Origin of the sequence: Glaciihabitans sp. INWT7, assembly GCF_014217685.1 — a bacterium.
Taxonomy (GTDB): Bacteria; Actinomycetota; Actinomycetes; order Actinomycetales; family Microbacteriaceae; genus Lacisediminihabitans.
The window spans coordinates 57,176-71,682 of the sequence record NZ_CP043653.1; the positions used below are offsets into that span (position 1 = coordinate 57,176).

At 67.6% G+C, this 14,507-nt stretch carries 15 protein-coding genes; 9 read left to right on the top strand and 6 right to left on the bottom strand.

The window, feature by feature from the left end:
• Window positions 1–48: 48 nt before the first annotated feature.
• Complete coding sequence (locus F1C58_RS00270) at window positions 49–960, bottom strand: DMT family transporter (RefSeq protein WP_185202079.1); 912 nt, start codon at window positions 958–960, stop codon at window positions 49–51.
• Between the two features lie 94 nt (window positions 961–1,054).
• On the opposite strand from F1C58_RS00270, the gene F1C58_RS00275 reads away from it, so the two are divergent.
• The 3 genes from F1C58_RS00275 to F1C58_RS00285 are packed head-to-tail and all read left to right on the top strand — an operon-like array spanning window position 1,055 to window position 3,694.
• Window positions 1,055–2,122, top strand: a complete 1,068-nt coding sequence (locus F1C58_RS00275; RefSeq protein ID WP_185202080.1) for a type III polyketide synthase — start codon at window positions 1,055–1,057, stop codon at window positions 2,120–2,122.
• A 10-nt stretch (window positions 2,123–2,132) separates the two neighbouring features.
• Window positions 2,133–2,654, top strand: a complete 522-nt coding sequence (locus F1C58_RS00280; RefSeq protein ID WP_185202081.1) for an isoprenylcysteine carboxyl methyltransferase family protein — start codon at window positions 2,133–2,135, stop codon at window positions 2,652–2,654.
• Window positions 2,651–3,694: an NAD(P)/FAD-dependent oxidoreductase gene (locus tag F1C58_RS00285; protein WP_185202082.1), complete on the top strand. Its 1,044-nt coding sequence runs from the start codon at window positions 2,651–2,653 to the stop codon at window positions 3,692–3,694. The genes F1C58_RS00280 and F1C58_RS00285 overlap by 4 nt, the downstream gene beginning before the upstream one ends.
• A gap of 139 nt (window positions 3,695–3,833) precedes the next feature.
• Here F1C58_RS00285 and F1C58_RS00290 read toward each other — a convergent pair whose 3' ends face one another.
• Window positions 3,834–4,649 (bottom strand): DeoR/GlpR family DNA-binding transcription regulator, encoded by an 816-nt coding sequence (locus F1C58_RS00290; RefSeq protein ID WP_185202083.1) that lies wholly within the window; start codon window positions 4,647–4,649, stop codon window positions 3,834–3,836.
• Between the two features lie 114 nt (window positions 4,650–4,763).
• On the opposite strand from F1C58_RS00290, the gene F1C58_RS00295 reads away from it, so the two are divergent.
• Both F1C58_RS00295 and F1C58_RS00300 read left to right on the top strand, forming a co-directional pair.
• Window positions 4,764–6,080 (top strand): alpha-glucosidase/alpha-galactosidase, encoded by a 1,317-nt coding sequence (locus F1C58_RS00295; protein WP_185202084.1) that lies wholly within the window; start codon window positions 4,764–4,766, stop codon window positions 6,078–6,080.
• A complete protein-coding gene (locus F1C58_RS00300) occupies window positions 6,077–6,922 on the top strand; it encodes a class II fructose-bisphosphate aldolase (RefSeq protein WP_185202085.1) in 846 nt (281 codons plus the stop codon). Before F1C58_RS00295 ends, F1C58_RS00300 begins: the two co-directional genes overlap by 4 nt.
• 38 nt (window positions 6,923–6,960) lie before the next feature.
• On the opposite strand, the gene F1C58_RS00305 is transcribed toward F1C58_RS00300, so the two are convergent.
• The 4 genes from F1C58_RS00305 to F1C58_RS00320 all read right to left on the bottom strand — a co-directional run bounded on the left by F1C58_RS00305 (window position 6,961) and on the right by F1C58_RS00320 (window position 10,261).
• Window positions 6,961–7,440 (bottom strand): hypothetical protein, encoded by a 480-nt coding sequence (locus F1C58_RS00305; protein WP_185202086.1) that lies wholly within the window; start codon window positions 7,438–7,440, stop codon window positions 6,961–6,963.
• A gap of 83 nt (window positions 7,441–7,523) precedes the next feature.
• Window positions 7,524–8,735 carry an RNA polymerase sigma factor gene (locus F1C58_RS00310; protein ID WP_219732000.1) on the bottom strand — a complete coding sequence of 404 codons (1,212 nt, stop codon included), beginning with the start codon at window positions 8,733–8,735 and terminating at the stop codon, window positions 7,524–7,526.
• A complete protein-coding gene (locus F1C58_RS00315; RefSeq protein ID WP_185202087.1) occupies window positions 8,717–9,094 on the bottom strand; it encodes a YciI family protein in 378 nt (125 codons plus the stop codon). Before F1C58_RS00315 ends, F1C58_RS00310 begins: the two co-directional genes overlap by 19 nt.
• Before the next feature lie 96 nt (window positions 9,095–9,190).
• Entirely contained in the window at window positions 9,191–10,261 is a 1,071-nt protein-coding gene (locus tag F1C58_RS00320) for an amidohydrolase family protein (RefSeq protein WP_185202088.1), read from the bottom strand.
• Window positions 10,262–10,414: 153 nt separating this feature from the next.
• Here F1C58_RS00320 and F1C58_RS00325 point away from each other — a divergent pair, with 153 nt between their 5' ends.
• From F1C58_RS00325 to F1C58_RS00340, 4 genes are read left to right on the top strand one after another with little or no spacing between them, the layout of a single operon-like run.
• The gene (locus F1C58_RS00325; protein ID WP_185202089.1) at window positions 10,415–11,287 is read left to right on the top strand and encodes an SIS domain-containing protein; all 873 of its coding nucleotides are present in this window, start codon (window positions 10,415–10,417) and stop codon (window positions 11,285–11,287) included.
• A gap of 48 nt (window positions 11,288–11,335) precedes the next feature.
• A complete protein-coding gene (locus F1C58_RS00330; protein WP_185202090.1) occupies window positions 11,336–12,670 on the top strand; it encodes an ABC transporter substrate-binding protein in 1,335 nt (444 codons plus the stop codon).
• Window positions 12,670–13,635, top strand: a complete 966-nt coding sequence (locus F1C58_RS00335; protein WP_255461172.1) for a carbohydrate ABC transporter permease — start codon at window positions 12,670–12,672, stop codon at window positions 13,633–13,635. Before F1C58_RS00330 ends, F1C58_RS00335 begins: the two co-directional genes overlap by 1 nt.
• Window positions 13,635–14,489 (top strand): carbohydrate ABC transporter permease, encoded by an 855-nt coding sequence (locus F1C58_RS00340; protein ID WP_219732001.1) that lies wholly within the window; start codon window positions 13,635–13,637, stop codon window positions 14,487–14,489. The genes F1C58_RS00335 and F1C58_RS00340 overlap by 1 nt, the downstream gene beginning before the upstream one ends.
• The last annotated feature ends 18 nt before the right edge of the window (window positions 14,490–14,507 follow it).

A 14,507-nucleotide genomic window follows, 5' to 3' on the forward strand; every position in this document is an offset into this window, starting at 1 on the left:
CGGTCGGGGGGACTTCCACGATACCCCGGCATCCTGAGCGAAAGCCGGTTAGCTGAGCGGTTCTCCGATACCGGTGTCAGGGAGCCCGCCGCGGGCCGCTCGCGACGCGGAGAGCACCGCGCCGATGCTCGCCGCGATGACGAGACCGATCGCGAGGAACGCCAGCCCGGTGAAGGTCTGGCCCAGGATCAGGAAGCCGGCGGTCGTCGCGATCGCGGGAGAGAGGCTCATCAGGATGGAGAAGGTCGCGGACGGCAGACGACGGAGTGCCACGAGTTCGAGCGCGTACGGGATGGTCGACGACAGCAGCGCGACGGCCGCTCCGAGCAGAAGGATGCCCGGCTGGAAGATGACCGGCCCCGCGGTTGCGATGCCGAACGGCACCGTGACGACGGCGCCGACGGTCATCGCTATGGCGAGTCCGTCGAGGCGGGGGAATCGCGCTCCCGTGCGGGCGGAGAGCAAAATGTAGGCCGCCCACATCGTCGCCGCGCCGAAGGCGAAGGCGACGCCAACCGGATCAAGGTCGCCGAAGCTGCCCTGGCTGAGGATCACGACGCCCGCAAAGGCGAGCACTGCCCAGAGCCAGCTCGACGCCCGGCGGCTCATCACCACGGAGAGCACGAGCGGTCCGAGCACCTCGATGGTGATGGTGGCTCCGAGGGGCACGCGGGCGAGTGCCTCGTAGAAGAGGGCGTTCATCAGGGCGAGCGCGAGGCCGAAAGCGATGACAGTGAGCCAGTGGTTCCGACTGTGACCACGCAGGCGTGGTCGCGCGATGGCGAGCAGCACGATCGCCGAGAACGCGAGCCGAAGGGAGACCATCCCGATCGCGCCCACCGAGGGGAAGAGCAGCACCGCGAAGGAGGCCCCCACCTCCTGGCAGATGAGACCGGCGGCCACGAGGCCCACGGCACCGAACGGGCGTGCGGCGGGACGGGGAACGGGCGCGGCGGTCATCCTGCAACGCTAGGGCCGATCAGCGACTTCGGTTGACTGTCAACCCCTTTCCGGCCACAGCCGAACTGGCACCCAACAGTGTTAGCGTCGCCGAATGGCCCGAATAGTCGCCGTCGCCCCCGCGCTGCCGGGCAACGTATACGCGCAGTCCGAGATCACGGACACGATCGCGCCGATGGTGACATCGGATGCGAAGAAGCAGGCCGTGCTTCGCCGACTCCATGCCGGCAGCCACGTCGATACGCGCCACCTGGTGATGCCGATCGAGCGCTACCGGGACAGCAGCACTTTCACGCAGACCAATGACATGTTCATCGAGGTCGCGGCCGATCTGGCCGAAGCGGCGCTGCGGAAGGCCCTCGCGACAGCGGGACTCGAGGCCGCCGACGTCGACTACCTCATGTTCACGTCCGTCACCGGCATCTCGGCGCCCTCGATCGATGCGATCCTCGTCGCCCGACTCGGGCTGCGCTCCGACCTCAAGCGAGTGCCGATGTACGGGCTCGGCTGCGTGGCCGGGGCCGCCGGCATCGCGCGCGTCGCCGACTACCTCGCCGGGCATCCGGACGGCGTCGCGGTGCTCGTCGCGGTAGAACTCTGTTCGCTCACCTTTCAGCGCAACGACGACTCGACTGCCAACCTGGTGGCGACCGGCCTCTTCGGCGACGGAGCGGCAGCAGTGGTGATGGTCGGCGACGATCGCGCGAAACGGATGCCCGTGACCGGTCCCGACGTCGTGGACACCCGAAGCGCGCTCTACCCCGACACCGAGTCCGTGATCGGATTCACCGCCAGTGAGACCGGCTTCCGCATCATCCTCACCGCCCAGGTGTCCGACGTGATCGAGGCGAACTTCGGCCGGGACGTCACCGGTTTTCTCGATGACAACGACCTCGACCTCGAAGACATCGAGACCTGGGTGGCGCATCCGGGCGGGCCTCGCGTGCTCGAGCAGTTCCAGTCCTCGCTCGGCCTGCCGGACGGCGTGTTCGACAACAGCTGGCGCTCGCTGGCGGCGGTCGGCAACCTCTCGTCCGTCTCGGTGCTGCACATCCTCGCCGAGGAGTTGACGACCGTGCATCGGCCCGGATCCCACGGTGCCCTTTTCGCGCTCGGCCCGGGGGTCAGCGCCGAGCTGGTGCTGCTGCGGTGGCCATCGTGAGCGGCTCGGCATGATCTGGTTCACCGTCCTGATCCTCGCCACCGGTGCCGAGCGCATCGTCGAGGTGGTGCTCTCCAACCGGCATGCTGCCTGGGCCTTCGAGCGCGGTGGCCGCGAATACGGCCAGCGGCACTACCCATTCATGGTCGTGCTGCACACGGGCATGTTGCTCGCCTGTCTCGCCGAGGTGTTCTTCACCGGTCGCCCATTCCTTCCCTGGCTGGGCTGGCCGATGCTCGCGGTCGCGCTCGCGTGCCAAGGCTTGCGCTATTGGTGCATCGGCACGCTCGGCAAGCAGTGGAATGCCCGCGTGATCGTGGTTCCGGGGCTCGGGCGGGTCACCGGCGGCCCGTACCGGTTCCTCACGCACCCCAACTACGTGGTCGTGATCGCCGAGGGAATTGCGCTGCCGCTCGTGCACACCGCGTGGGTGACCGCGCTAGTGTTCACGGTGCTGAATGCGATCCTGCTCTTCGGGTTCCGCATCCCCACAGAGGAGCGAGCGCTCACGGCATTGGACGCGGTGGCATGACCGTGGATGCAGACGTGCTCGTGGTGGGCGGCGGGCCGGCGGGGCTCGCGACCGCGATCGAGGCACGTCTGCGAGGGCTCACCGTGACTATCGTCGAACCGCGCGGTGGCGCGATCGACAAGGCGTGTGGAGAGGGTCTGATGCCCGGGGCACTGCCCGCACTCGCGCGACTGGGCGTCGATCCGCCGGGGTTCGCGCTGCGCGGCGTGAGCTATCGCAGCGGCACCTCCCGCGGAGCGGAGCGGCGGGTGGATCATCTCTTCTCCTCCGGCGAAGGACGCGGCGTGCGTCGCACCGCCCTTCACGATGCGCTCACCGAGCGGGCGAGATCCCTCGGGGTGGTCGTGGTGGCCGGCAAGGTGGATGCCCTCGAGCAGGACGCGCACTCGGTGACCGCCGCCGGCATCCGGGCCCGCTATCTCGTGGCGGCGGACGGCTTGCACTCCACGGTGCGGCGGCTCACCGGGCTCGAGCGACCGGTCGCCGCCCGCGGTCGGCGTTACGGCGTGCGCCGGCATTACCACGCCGAGCCACAGTCCGACCTGATCGAGGTGTACTGGACGCCGACCGTCGAGGCCTATGTCACCCCGGTGGGCGGCGGCGTGGTGGGGATCGCGATGCTCGGTCGCAAGGGAATCGACTTCGATGCCGCGCTTGCCGGCATCCGCCCGCTCGCGGCTCTCGTCGCGGGGGCAGAACCGGCGACCGAGCTTCGGGGCGCGGGGCCATTCCGACAGAGCACGGGCAGGAGATCCCACGGCCGAGTGCTGCTCGTGGGTGATGCCTCCGGTTATGTCGACGCGATCACTGGGGAAGGCATCCGGGTGGGGCTCGCGCAGGCCGAGGCCGCGATCGCGAGCATCGCCCGCGATGATCCGAAGAGCTATGAGAAGGAATGGATGCGGCGCACCCGGGACTTCCGCGTGCTGACCGCCGGGCTGGTAGCGGCCGCGAACTCGCCGGCGCGGGGCGCGATCGTCCCCGCCGCATCCGCCCTCCCGCACGTATTCGGTGCGGTGGTGGATCGGCTCGCGCGCTAGCAATCGGGGCGGGCCCGTCGACGGGAAACCGGGCGTTCACGGACCATGGGGGCCGGCGCGCCGACCCGGAATGACCGCATTCGCCCGAAACGGCGTGGCAGCCGCGCCGGTGGGCCCGGGCAGCAGCGGGCGGACGTGCTCAGCCGACGTCGACCACGTGGATGGTGACTCCGGCCGCAGCGATGCGCTCCAGTTCAGCCGGGTCCGCGGTCGAATCGGTGACGAGCTCATGGATCTGCCCGAGCGCTGCGACCTTGGCCAGGGTGACGCGGCCCACTTTCGAGCCGTCGGCGACGACGAGCACCCGCTCGGCGTGCAGCACCATCGCGAGGTTGGTCTTGGCCTCGGTCTCGTCGTGGGTGGTGGCTCCAGCGATCGCGCTGATGCCGTCTGTGCCGAGGATCGCCGTGCCGACGTTGATCGCGTTGAACGTGTTCTCCGCCAGCGAGCCGACGAGTTCGAACGAATTGGAACGGATGAGCCCCCCGGTCATCAACACCTTGAGATTGGGGCGGGAGGCGAACTCCATCGCGGTGGTGAGGGAGTTCGTCACGATGGTGAGCTCAGAGCGGTTGGCCAGCGCCTTCGCGACTTCTGCCGTGGTCGATCCTCCGCTCAGGGCGATGGCGTAGCGACCGCTCGGGATGAGTTGCGCCGCCTTGCGAGCGATCAGCTGTTTGGCCTGACGGAACTGCGAATCCTTCAACCGCACCGGCAGCTCGGACTGGCTGGCGACCGCACGGGCACCGCCGTGCGTCCGGGAGAGGAGTCCCTGCGCTTCGAGGTCGGCAAGGTCACGGCGGATGGTGGCGGCCGAGGCGTGCAGCGCATCCGAGAACTCCGCCAGGGACACGCTCGACCGCTGGGCGAGCAGGTCGAGGATCGACACCATCCGCTGGGAGCGCTTGGACGACGCCGCGCGCGGCACGAGGAATCCCGCAGCGCTGATCGTCATCGTCGACTCCTTCGATTGCGTACTTGGGCCAAGTCAATCAGTATTTCTGCACAGTTCGACCAAAATGCGGGGCTGACCTTGCGCGATTTGATCATACAAGTCGATGATCGCTCTATGACAACGGTTACCTTCATCGGGGCGGGAAGCGTGGTGTTCACCCGCCAGCTCGTGGCCGATCTTCTCGGCTTCGTCGAACTCCGCGACATCTCGATCGTGCTCCACGACGTGGATGCCACCCGCCTCGCGGTGGCAGAGGGCACGGCGCGGCAGGTGAACGAGCGCTTGGGGGCATCGGCGACCATCACCAGCACCCTGGATCGCCGGGCGGCGCTCGAGGGTGCCGACTTCGTCATCAACACGATCCAGGTTGGCGGCATCGCCTCCACCCGAATCGATCTCGAGCTCCCCGCACGCTACGGACTGAACCAGACCATCGGGGACACCACCGGCGTCGGCGGCGTGTTCCGGGCCCTTCGTACCTTCCCCGTGCTCAGCGAGCTCACCGCGGACATCCGCCGCTACTGCCCCGACGCCTGGCTGCTCAATTACACCAACCCGATGGCGATGAACATCTGGTGGGCCTCCGTGGTCGCTCCCGAGGTCAAGGCCGTCGGCCTCTGCCACAGTGTCTACTGGACCGTCCACGACCTCGGCGAGCTGATCGGCGTTCCCATCGAAGAGACGCACTATCGCGCCGCCGGCGTGAATCATCAGGCCTGGCTGCTCGAATGGACCAGGGATGGCAAGGACCTCTATCCGCTATTGCGGGAGAAGATCCGCTCGGATGACGAACTCGACCGGCGCGTGCGGGTCGAGATCTTCCGGCGGCTCGGCTTCTATCCCACCGAAACGAGCGAGCACTCCTCCGAGTACCTTCCCTGGTTCCTGCGTTCGCCGCAGCAGATCGAGCGCTATCGCCTGCAGCCGCTGGAATACGTGGGCATCAGTGAAGAGAACGTCGCGGAATTCGAGCAGGCACAGCGCTCGCTCGCCGACGGCACGCCCCTCGAGCTGGAGCAGAACGCGGCGGAGTACGCCCCGCAGGTGATCCACTCGATGGTCACCGGCACGGAGCGGGTCATTCACGCCAACGTGGTCAACGCCGGCCTCATCGACAACCTTCCGCAGGGCGCCGTTGTCGAGGTGCCGGCGACGGTGGATGCTTCGGGTCTCAGCCCGCACGCGGTCGGTGCGTTGCCCGTGCAGTGTGCCGCCCTCAACCGCCCCTACCTGTCGGTGGCCGAGCTCACGATCGAGGCAATGCGCACCGGCGACCCGATGCTCGTGCGACAGGCCGTGCTGATGGACCCCAACGCCAATTCGACACTGACACCCGAGCAGATCTGGGAGCTGTGCAACGATCTCGTGACCGCCCACGGTGAGCTGTTGCCCGAACCGCTCCGGGAGCTCATCCCGGCAAACGCCCTGTGACCCTCAGCGCGACGAGAGCGCTCGTCGACGACGCGATCGCCGGCGGACGCGCGGTACCGAGCTTCAACGTCATCTCGCTCGAGCACGCCGAGGCGATCGTCGCCGGTGCCGACCTCGCCGGCATCGGTGTGCTGCTGCAGTTGAGCGAGAACGCGGTGAAATACCACGGGGGCATGCGCCCGATGTTGGCCGCGTGCCGGGAGCTCGCGACCTCCGCGCGGTCGCCGATCGGCATCCACCTCGACCACTTCGAGGCGGCATCGCTCATTGACGAGGCGATCGCACTCGGTGCGGGATTCGGTCTCGGATCGCTCATGGTCGACGCATCGACCGAGCCATACGAGCGCAATGTGGCGCTCACCGCATCCGCCGCGTCGCGCGGTCGGGCCGCGGGTCTCTGGATCGAGGCGGAACTCGGGAAGGTCGGCGGCAAGGACGGCGCGCACGCTCCTGGCGTGCGAACGGACCCGTCGGAGGCGGCGCGATTCGTGGATGCTACGGGCGTCGACGGCCTCGCCGTCGCGGTGGGCAGCTCCCACGCCATGACCGAGCAGACGGCCTCCCTGGATCTCGACCTGATCGCACGACTGGCCGAAGCGGTGGACGTGCCGCTGGTGCTCCACGGATCGTCCGGGGTGCCGGATGCCGTGCTGCGGGAGGCCGTCGCCGCGGGCATCCGCAAGGTGAATGTCGGCACCGGGCTGAACCGGGCCTTCACCGCCGAGGTGCGCGCCGTGCTCGATGCCGCGCCCGCGCTGACCGACCCGCGACGCTATCTCGCGCCCGCCAGGGATCGGGTGAGCGAACTCGTGGCCCACCTGTGCGGAGTCATCGCGGGATAGTCACAGCGGGCTCTCGCGCGGATCGGCTCGCGGGTGCATCAGTGCGCGTTCGGGGCGCCCGCTGCATCCGGATCGACCGCGAATTCTCCCGGGAGCAACGAGTAGGTGCGAGCGTGCGCGATCCGCGCCTGCGAGGCCATGTAGCCCAACAGCGGCAGCGGTGCGGTCACCGTGGTCAGCTCGGTGAGCACGGTGTGGCCGTGCACCCGCTCGGCGCGGGTCGTGGTGACTAGCGAGCACCCGGGTGCTGCTCGCACGGTGCCGACCATCGAGCTGCCCGAGCTGCGGAGCATCCGCGCCGGGAACCGGATCGAGTAGCGGAACGGACCGAGCCGTGGTCGCTCGTGCACACGCCACTGAGTCCAGGGCCCCTCGTCGTCGACGCCGGTCTCCACCACGTGCGCGGACACGAAGAAGGGATGAAGGCCACGGTGGCGGGTGAGATCGAGGAGGAAGTCGATGACGGCGCTCGGCTCGGCGTCGACCCTCGTCGTCAGCTCGAACGTCTGGGTGGCCACGAGAACATTATGGTGGCCCAGCGGGCCGTGGGGGTCGACGTCCGCGACACCGTCGAGATCAGCCTTCCGACACGAAAGAACCATCAGGGCAGCGGACTGGCTCCCGCTGCCCCGCCCGCACCGCGGCCCATCAGGTAGGCCCGCACCTCCGGCTCCGTCGTGAGGCTGAGTGCCTTGGAGAGCGCTGCGGCCGCCTCATCCGCTCTCCCGAGCTGCGCGAGCAGATGCCCGCGCACGGCCCAGTAGGGCTGGAAAGCCGGCATGCCGAGGGAGTCGAGCATGGCGAGCCCGGCGAGCGGGCCGTCGACCCGAGCGGCGACCGCGGCCCGGGAGACGCTCGCTCCGAGGGTCGGCGCAATCGCAACCAGAGCCGAGTACAGGTTCTGCAGTGCCGGCCAGTCGGTCGTGCCGGTCGCCGCCCGCGCACAGTGCGCCGACTGGATCGCGGCCTCGAGCTGGAAGCGGCCGATCCGTCCGTAGGCGTGAGCCCTCTGCAGCAAGGCCTCCCCGCGCGCGATGAGCGCGATGTCCCAGAGGGCGGTGTCCTGTTCGTCCAGCGGCACCAGCATCCCCTCGCTGATGCGCGCCGGCGCCCGGGCAATGGAGAGCGAGAGGAGAGCGGCGAGACCGAGGGTCTCCGGTTCGGGCAGCAGCGTGGCGAGGAGGGTGGCGAGCGAGAGAGCCTCCGGCGCCAGCGAGTCGCGCACCGTCGTGCCCGAGACGAGCTGCCAGTCGATCGCGTAGGCAGCGTAGACGGCCTCGAGCACCGCCGGGAGTCGGGTCGGCATGTCGTCTCGCCCCGGGAGGACGAAGGGGATTCGGGCATCCCGGATCCGCCGTTTCGCCCGCACCAGTCGCTGGGCCATCGTCGCCGGGGGGATCGCGTACGCGGCCCCGATCACGGATGCCTCGAACCCGAGCACCACCTGCAGCATGAGTGGCGTTCGCACCGCCGCGTCGATCGCCGGGTGTGCACACACGAACATCAGCTCGAGGCGTTTGTCTGGGATGCGGTCGGGGTCGTCGTCCACGGCCTCCACCGCCTCCAGCATCGGGCGGTGTTTCTTGAGCGCATCGAGCCAGCGGTTCTTCGCCACCGTCACAAGCCAGCCCTGCGGGTTGTCGGGGATGCCGCAATCCGGCCAGGTGCGCAGCGCCCGCTCAAAGGCGTCGGCGAGAGCATCCTCGGCGGCGGGGATGTCCCCGGTGCGGGCGGCGAGCACGGCGAGAAGTCGTCCGTAGGACGACCGCGCCACCTCCTCCGCCCGCCGGGCGGTCAGGCCGCCGGGTTCCACTGCCCGTTTGCGAAGTAGACCGCGGTCGGCCGCACCTCGACCGTGCCCCACTGCGCGGCCGGACACTTCTCCGCCCACGCGAGCGCGGCATCCAGGTCGGCCACATCGATCAGGACGATGCCGCCGAGTTGCTCCTTGGTGTCGGCGAACGGACCGTCCTGCACTTGAAGGCTGCCGCTCCGCAGCGTCACCGTTGTGGATGCCGCGACCGGTTGCATCACGTCGGCCCCGAGTAGCACGCCAGCCTCATCGAGCGACTTGGCGTAACGATCGAAGGCCGCCCGGGCCTCAGCCATCGCCTCCTCGGGCACCTCTGAACCGCCGGCCTCGGAGTAGTTGAGCAGGAGTGAATATCGCATCGTGGATCCTTTCTCGTCAGTGATGCTGTCATGAAGATGACGACCGGCGACAGTGTCGATCGACAGCATCCGGCGAGAAAGTCGCGTGTCTGCGCGCTATGACAACCCGAGTACCCTCCGGGCATTGTCTCGGTAGATCGCTGTGAGGTGCTGCAGGGGCAGGTCGAGGGCGGAGACCGTCCACCGGCCCTGCGGCGGGATCGGCGACTCCGGCGCGTACTCGAAGGACTCGTCGTCTGATTCGAGGAACCGGAAGTGCAGCTCGTACTGCTCGCTGGTGATGGGGTAGATATCGGTGCCGAAGAGAACCCGGTCGGGGAAGCGCTCGATCAACTCTCGGAAGCGGCGGGGCTGGCGCCCGAGTTCGGCCAGCCGCCCGGCGATGTCGATCGTGAAGTGGGGGGCCGCGGCCAGGAGCGACTCGACGCGATCGAGGTCTTCGGCCGCGCATCCGCCGTGCGCACCGATGTAGCGTGTGCCCGGCGTCGCGATCACGAGGGTGGCGAGCGCGTCAAGCAGGCGGTCGAAGGTGGGGTGCCTGCTCGGGTCGCCGAACCACCAGTCCTTCTCCTGAATGAGTTCGTCGAGGCGCTCGTTGTGCTCGTCGAGCGGCTCGAAGAAGGCCTTGGGGTCGGCCACATGGATGAGTACCGGGAGCCCGAGCTCGCCCGCGTGCGCGAGTACGGGCACCACGCGCTCGTCATCCGGCAGCACGAGGCTTCCGGAGGAGTCGCGCACGGTGAGGCCGAGATTCTTCCAGACCTTCAGCCCGCGCGCACCGCGTTCCGCGCTGTCGTCGAGGGACTCGCGCAGCAACCCTTCGCCGTCCTCTTGGGCGAGAAGCGTCCAGTCGAGCTGGCAGAACGTGAGGAAGCGGCCCGGGTGCGCCCGGTCGTAGCGGTCGAGGTTGGCTTCGAGCTCGTCGCCCCACATCCCGTCGAGATTCACGATCGTCTCGACGCCGCGGCCGTCCATCACGGCGAGCAGTGCGTCGACGTCCTCGATCATCCATTCGCCGTCACTCAGCCACCGCCCCAGGTGATTGTGGATGTCGATGGCGGGGACCCGGGCGCGCGGCACCGCCGTGACCTTGGCCGAAAGCTGGGATCGAGGCGCCCACGCTCTCAGTGGCAGGTCGGCGAGCGCAGTCCAGTCGGGAGTCTCCATGGCCACATTGTGCCAAGCCGCATGCTCGACCACCGTGTGTGCAGCCCAAGCGCTCAGCCAAACTGAGCGACTGAGTGGTTTTTCTTGTCATATGAACACTTCTGGTCACACCATGGGAGGAATCAGCCGACGACAGCAGGAACAGGGCAACACATGAGCATCACCACCGAAGAGATCGAGAGCCAGCCGGTCATCTGGGCCGAGGCCCTGCTCGAGCAGGACCGCTCGGCCTTCGGGCTCCCGGGGGAGCGAGTGCTGTTCCTCGGCTGCGGCACCTCCGCCTTCGTCGCGGAATCCCTCGCCTGGCTGCGTGAACGTGCCGGTCTCGGCGAGACGGACGCCGCCTACGCCTCGGAGTGGAAGCCCGGTCGTCGTTACGACCGCGTCGTGGCGATCACCCGGTCGGGTAACACCAGTGAAGTGCTTACCGCCTTGGCGTCCGTCGATCCGGGCACGCTCCGCAGCGCGATCACCGGGGTGGGGGACGAAGCCGTTCACGATCTCGTCGACAACTCGCTGGTGCTCGACTTCGCCGACGAGAAGTCCGTCGTGCAGACCCGCTTCCCCACCGCGACGCTCATCCTCGCCCGCCAGGCCTACGGCTACGACGTCGGCGGGCTCCCGGAGGCCGCCGTCGCCGCCCTCGCCGCTCCGTTCCCATACGACGTCTCCCAGTTCGACCACTTCGTGTACCTCGGATCCGGCTGGACCTACGGGCTCGCGCAGGAGGCCGCCCTCAAAGTCCGGGAGGCGGCGCAGGCCTGGTCGGAGTCGTACCCACTGCTCGACTACCGCCACGGACCGATCGCGGTGGCGCATCCGGGATCGCTGGTCTGGATCTTCGGAGAGGTGCAGCCCGACCTCATCGCCGACATCGCCGCGACCGGGGCGACGGTGCATGCCGACGACCTCGACCCGCTCGTGCAACTGATGCAGGCGCAGCGCCTGGCCGTCGCGCTCGCGGAGAGCCGTGGCCTCAACCCCGATACCCCGCGCCACCTCAGCCGGTCGGTGATTCTCAGCTAGCACCGGTTTCACACCCGCCCGTCGAACACATGTGAATGGAGATCATCGATGCTCACGAAATTCAACAGATCAAAGTCGGGTGGCACGCGCGCGATCGCGAGCGGCCTCGCCATCGTCGCGACCGTCGCCCTACTGGCCGGCTGCGCCGGAGGTTCGACCGGTTCGGCAACGCTCGACAAGAAGGCGAACGTCTCGCTCACGATGTGGACGGGCCAGGACGCCGGTGCGGAGAAGCTGATCGAGAAGCTCGCCGCGAAGTTCGAGAAGCTGCACCCGAATGTCTCGCTGACCGTGTCGCCCGGGGCATCCTCCACTGAGGATCTTTTGCAGAAGCTCTCCGCGAGCTTCGCCGGGGGCAACTACCCCGACCTGTCGTACGCGTTCGGATCCTGGTCCAGTCAGCTCGAGTCTTCTGGGCGCACCCTCGACATCACGAAGAAGGTCGCCGACCCGAGCGTCAAGTGGTCGGAGTTCTCGGAGGCGGCCCAGCAGACGGCGCGGCCGACCGGAGGGAAGACCATCGGATTCCCCGCGGTCGTCGACAACATCTCGCTGCTCTACAACAAGACGGTCTTCGACAACGCCGGCGTCGCCTACCCCACGGATAACTGGACCTGGGACGACTTCCGAGCGGCCGCGAAGAAGATCTCCGATCCGGCGAAGAAGGTCTACGGTTACGGCTATTCGGTGTCGGGAAGCGAAGACACCACCTGGCAGCTCTGGCCGCACCTGTGGCAGAACGGCGGCTCGATCCTGTCCGAAGACGGCACGAAGTCGGCATTCGACAGCGAGGCGGGCAGGAAATCGCTGACTCTCTTGCGCGACATGGCCGTGGACGACAAGAGCGTCTATCTCGACCAGACGGACACGAAGTACGGCCAGCTCTTCACCAGCAACGCGATCGGCATGATCACCTCCGGCCCGTGGCAGCTCTACGACCTCGGCGTCGCGGGGACCAAGTACGGCGTAACGGTGCTCCCGGGCACCGACGGCAAGCACACCACGGTCTCCGGGCCGGATATCTGGGCACTGTTCGACCATAAGGACGCCAATCGCGCCTACTGGTCGTACGAGTGGACCAAGTTCCTCACCGACCCGGCCCAGGACGAACAGTTCAACGTGGCCATCGGTAACCTGCCGCTGCGCTCGAGTGAGGTCGACAGCGCCGCCTTCAAGAAGAAGGTCGAAGAGAATCCCGGCCTCGAGGTGATGGCCGCCAACTCGACGAATGCCACCGTCGCCCGGCCCACCGTCGCCGGCTACGTCGGACTCTCCGCGGCATTGGGTGATGCGGTGTCGCAGGTGCTGCAGGGCAAGGGCACTGTCGACAGTGCGCTGAAGACGGCCGCGGCGAAGGCAGACAAAGCGCTGAAGGACAAGTGATGAATCCGGTCGCGGTCGATCCGGAGGCGCAGACGGAGCAGATGCTCGCTCCGGCGTCGCCTCCGGCAGATCGGAGCACGGCCAGGCGTCGGCGGAAGTTGCGGGAGGGTCTCGAAGGCTGGGGCTTCGTCGTCCCGGCACTGCTGATCGTGCTGGGCCTGTCGATCTTCCCCGCGATCTGGGCGTTCTTCCTCTCGCTGCAGAAGTGGAACGGGTTCAGTCCGGCCGAGAACGTCGGCCTCGGCAACTACCAGCAGATGGTTACCGACACCGAACTGCACGACGCCTTCTTCCACACTGTGCTCTACGTGGTGCTGTTCGTTCCCACCTCGATCGGTCTCGGCCTGTTCCTCGCCGTGGCACTGAACCGCCGCATCCGTTTCATCGGGCTCTATCGAACCGCGATCTTCGTACCGTTCGTCGCCTCGGCCGCCGTCACCGGCATCCTGACCACGTATCTGTTCAATCCGCAGTTCGGCCTTGTCAACAACGTGCTGCGCGTGCTCGGCCTGCCCCAACAGGGCTGGCTGGAGAATCCGTCGCAGGCGATGGTGGTGATCACCATCATGTCGCTCTGGGGCCAGGCGGCGTTCACCACGGTGATCTATCTCGCCGCGCTGCAGGACACCCCGGCCGAGCTGTTGGAGGCGGCCCGGATCGACGGAGCCAACAAGTGGGAGGCCTTCTGGGCGGTGGTCTGGCCACAGCTGATGCCGGTGACGATCTTCGCCACGATCTGGCAGCTGATCGGCGCCATCCAGCTGTTCGATCTCGTCTACACGACCACCCGGGGCGGGCCGCTCAACGCCACCCAGACCATCGTCTACTACCTCTGGCAGACGGCGTTCCAGAAGCTCCAGTTCGGCTACGGGTCTGCCGTGGCCTACGGACTCTTCGCGCTCACGTTGATCATCACCATCGGCGTCGTCGTCTACTCCCGCCGCTCCAAGACCGACGGCTTCTGATGACCGCGATCCAGACCCGGATGCCGCAACGCACCCGCCGACGCCGTCGTTTCAGCGGCTGGCACCTGTTCCTTGCGCCGGTCGCCGTCTTGTTCGCCATCCCCTTCGTGCAGATGTTCCTCACTTCGGTGAGCCCCACCGCGGAGATCAACAGGTTCCCCCCGCGCTTCTTCCCCTCCACCATCACCTTCGATGGCTACGCGAAGCTGTTCGACCAGTCGCAGATCTTCCTCTGGCTCGGCAACACGGTGATCGTCTCCGCTTCGGCGATCGTCTCGCACCTCGTCCTGTGTTCCCTCGCCGGCTACGGATTCGCCCGACTCAAGTTCCCCGGGCGCAATTTCGGCTTCCTCGCGGTGCTCGCGACGATCATGATCCCGACGCAGCTGCTCATGATCCCGACCTACATCGTGTTCTCCCGGATCGGACTGATCGACACCCTCGGGGCCGCGATCGTGCCGTGGCTCGCGTCCGCGTTCGGCATCTTCCTGATGCGCCAGTTCTTCCTGTCCCTCCCGGCCGAGCTCGAGGAGGCCGCGCTGATCGACGGATGCACCAGGCTGCAGGTCTTCTTCCGCATCATCCTTCCGCTGGCCCGACCGGCCCTCGCGACCCTCGCGATCTTCACGCTGTTGAGTTCGTGGAACGACCTGGTCTGGCCGTTGATCGCGATCAACGACGCTCACGCCTTCACGCTGCAGCTCGGACTGGCGAACTTCCAGGGCACCCGCCGCACCGATTGGTCGCTGCTGATGGCGGGCAATGTCATCGCGACGCTTCCGCTCATCCTGTTCTTCATGTTCGCCCAGAAGCAGTTCGTCGCGACGATGACCTTCTCCGGGCTGAAAGGATGAGGCTGACGACGGAGGAGT

Coding starts and splice junctions, on each gene's coding strand:
- F1C58_RS00340 (WP_219732001.1), top strand. CDS start 13,635: ATGACCGCGATCCAGACCCGGATGCCGCAACGCACCCGCCGACGCCGT.
- F1C58_RS00275 (WP_185202080.1), top strand. CDS start 1,055: ATGGCCCGAATAGTCGCCGTCGCCCCCGCGCTGCCGGGCAACGTATAC.
- F1C58_RS00320 (WP_185202088.1), bottom strand. CDS start 10,261: ATGGAGACTCCCGACTGGACTGCGCTCGCCGACCTGCCACTGAGAGCG.
- F1C58_RS00295 (WP_185202084.1), top strand. CDS start 4,764: ATGACAACGGTTACCTTCATCGGGGCGGGAAGCGTGGTGTTCACCCGC.
- F1C58_RS00290 (WP_185202083.1), bottom strand. CDS start 4,649: ATGACGATCAGCGCTGCGGGATTCCTCGTGCCGCGCGCGGCGTCGTCC.
- F1C58_RS00280 (WP_185202081.1), top strand. CDS start 2,133: ATGATCTGGTTCACCGTCCTGATCCTCGCCACCGGTGCCGAGCGCATC.
- F1C58_RS00285 (WP_185202082.1), top strand. CDS start 2,651: ATGACCGTGGATGCAGACGTGCTCGTGGTGGGCGGCGGGCCGGCGGGG.
- F1C58_RS00270 (WP_185202079.1), bottom strand. CDS start 960: ATGACCGCCGCGCCCGTTCCCCGTCCCGCCGCACGCCCGTTCGGTGCC.
- F1C58_RS00335 (WP_255461172.1), top strand. CDS start 12,670: ATGAATCCGGTCGCGGTCGATCCGGAGGCGCAGACGGAGCAGATGCTC.
- F1C58_RS00330 (WP_185202090.1), top strand. CDS start 11,336: ATGCTCACGAAATTCAACAGATCAAAGTCGGGTGGCACGCGCGCGATC.
- F1C58_RS00325 (WP_185202089.1), top strand. CDS start 10,415: ATGAGCATCACCACCGAAGAGATCGAGAGCCAGCCGGTCATCTGGGCC.
- F1C58_RS00315 (WP_185202087.1), bottom strand. CDS start 9,094: ATGCGATATTCACTCCTGCTCAACTACTCCGAGGCCGGCGGTTCAGAG.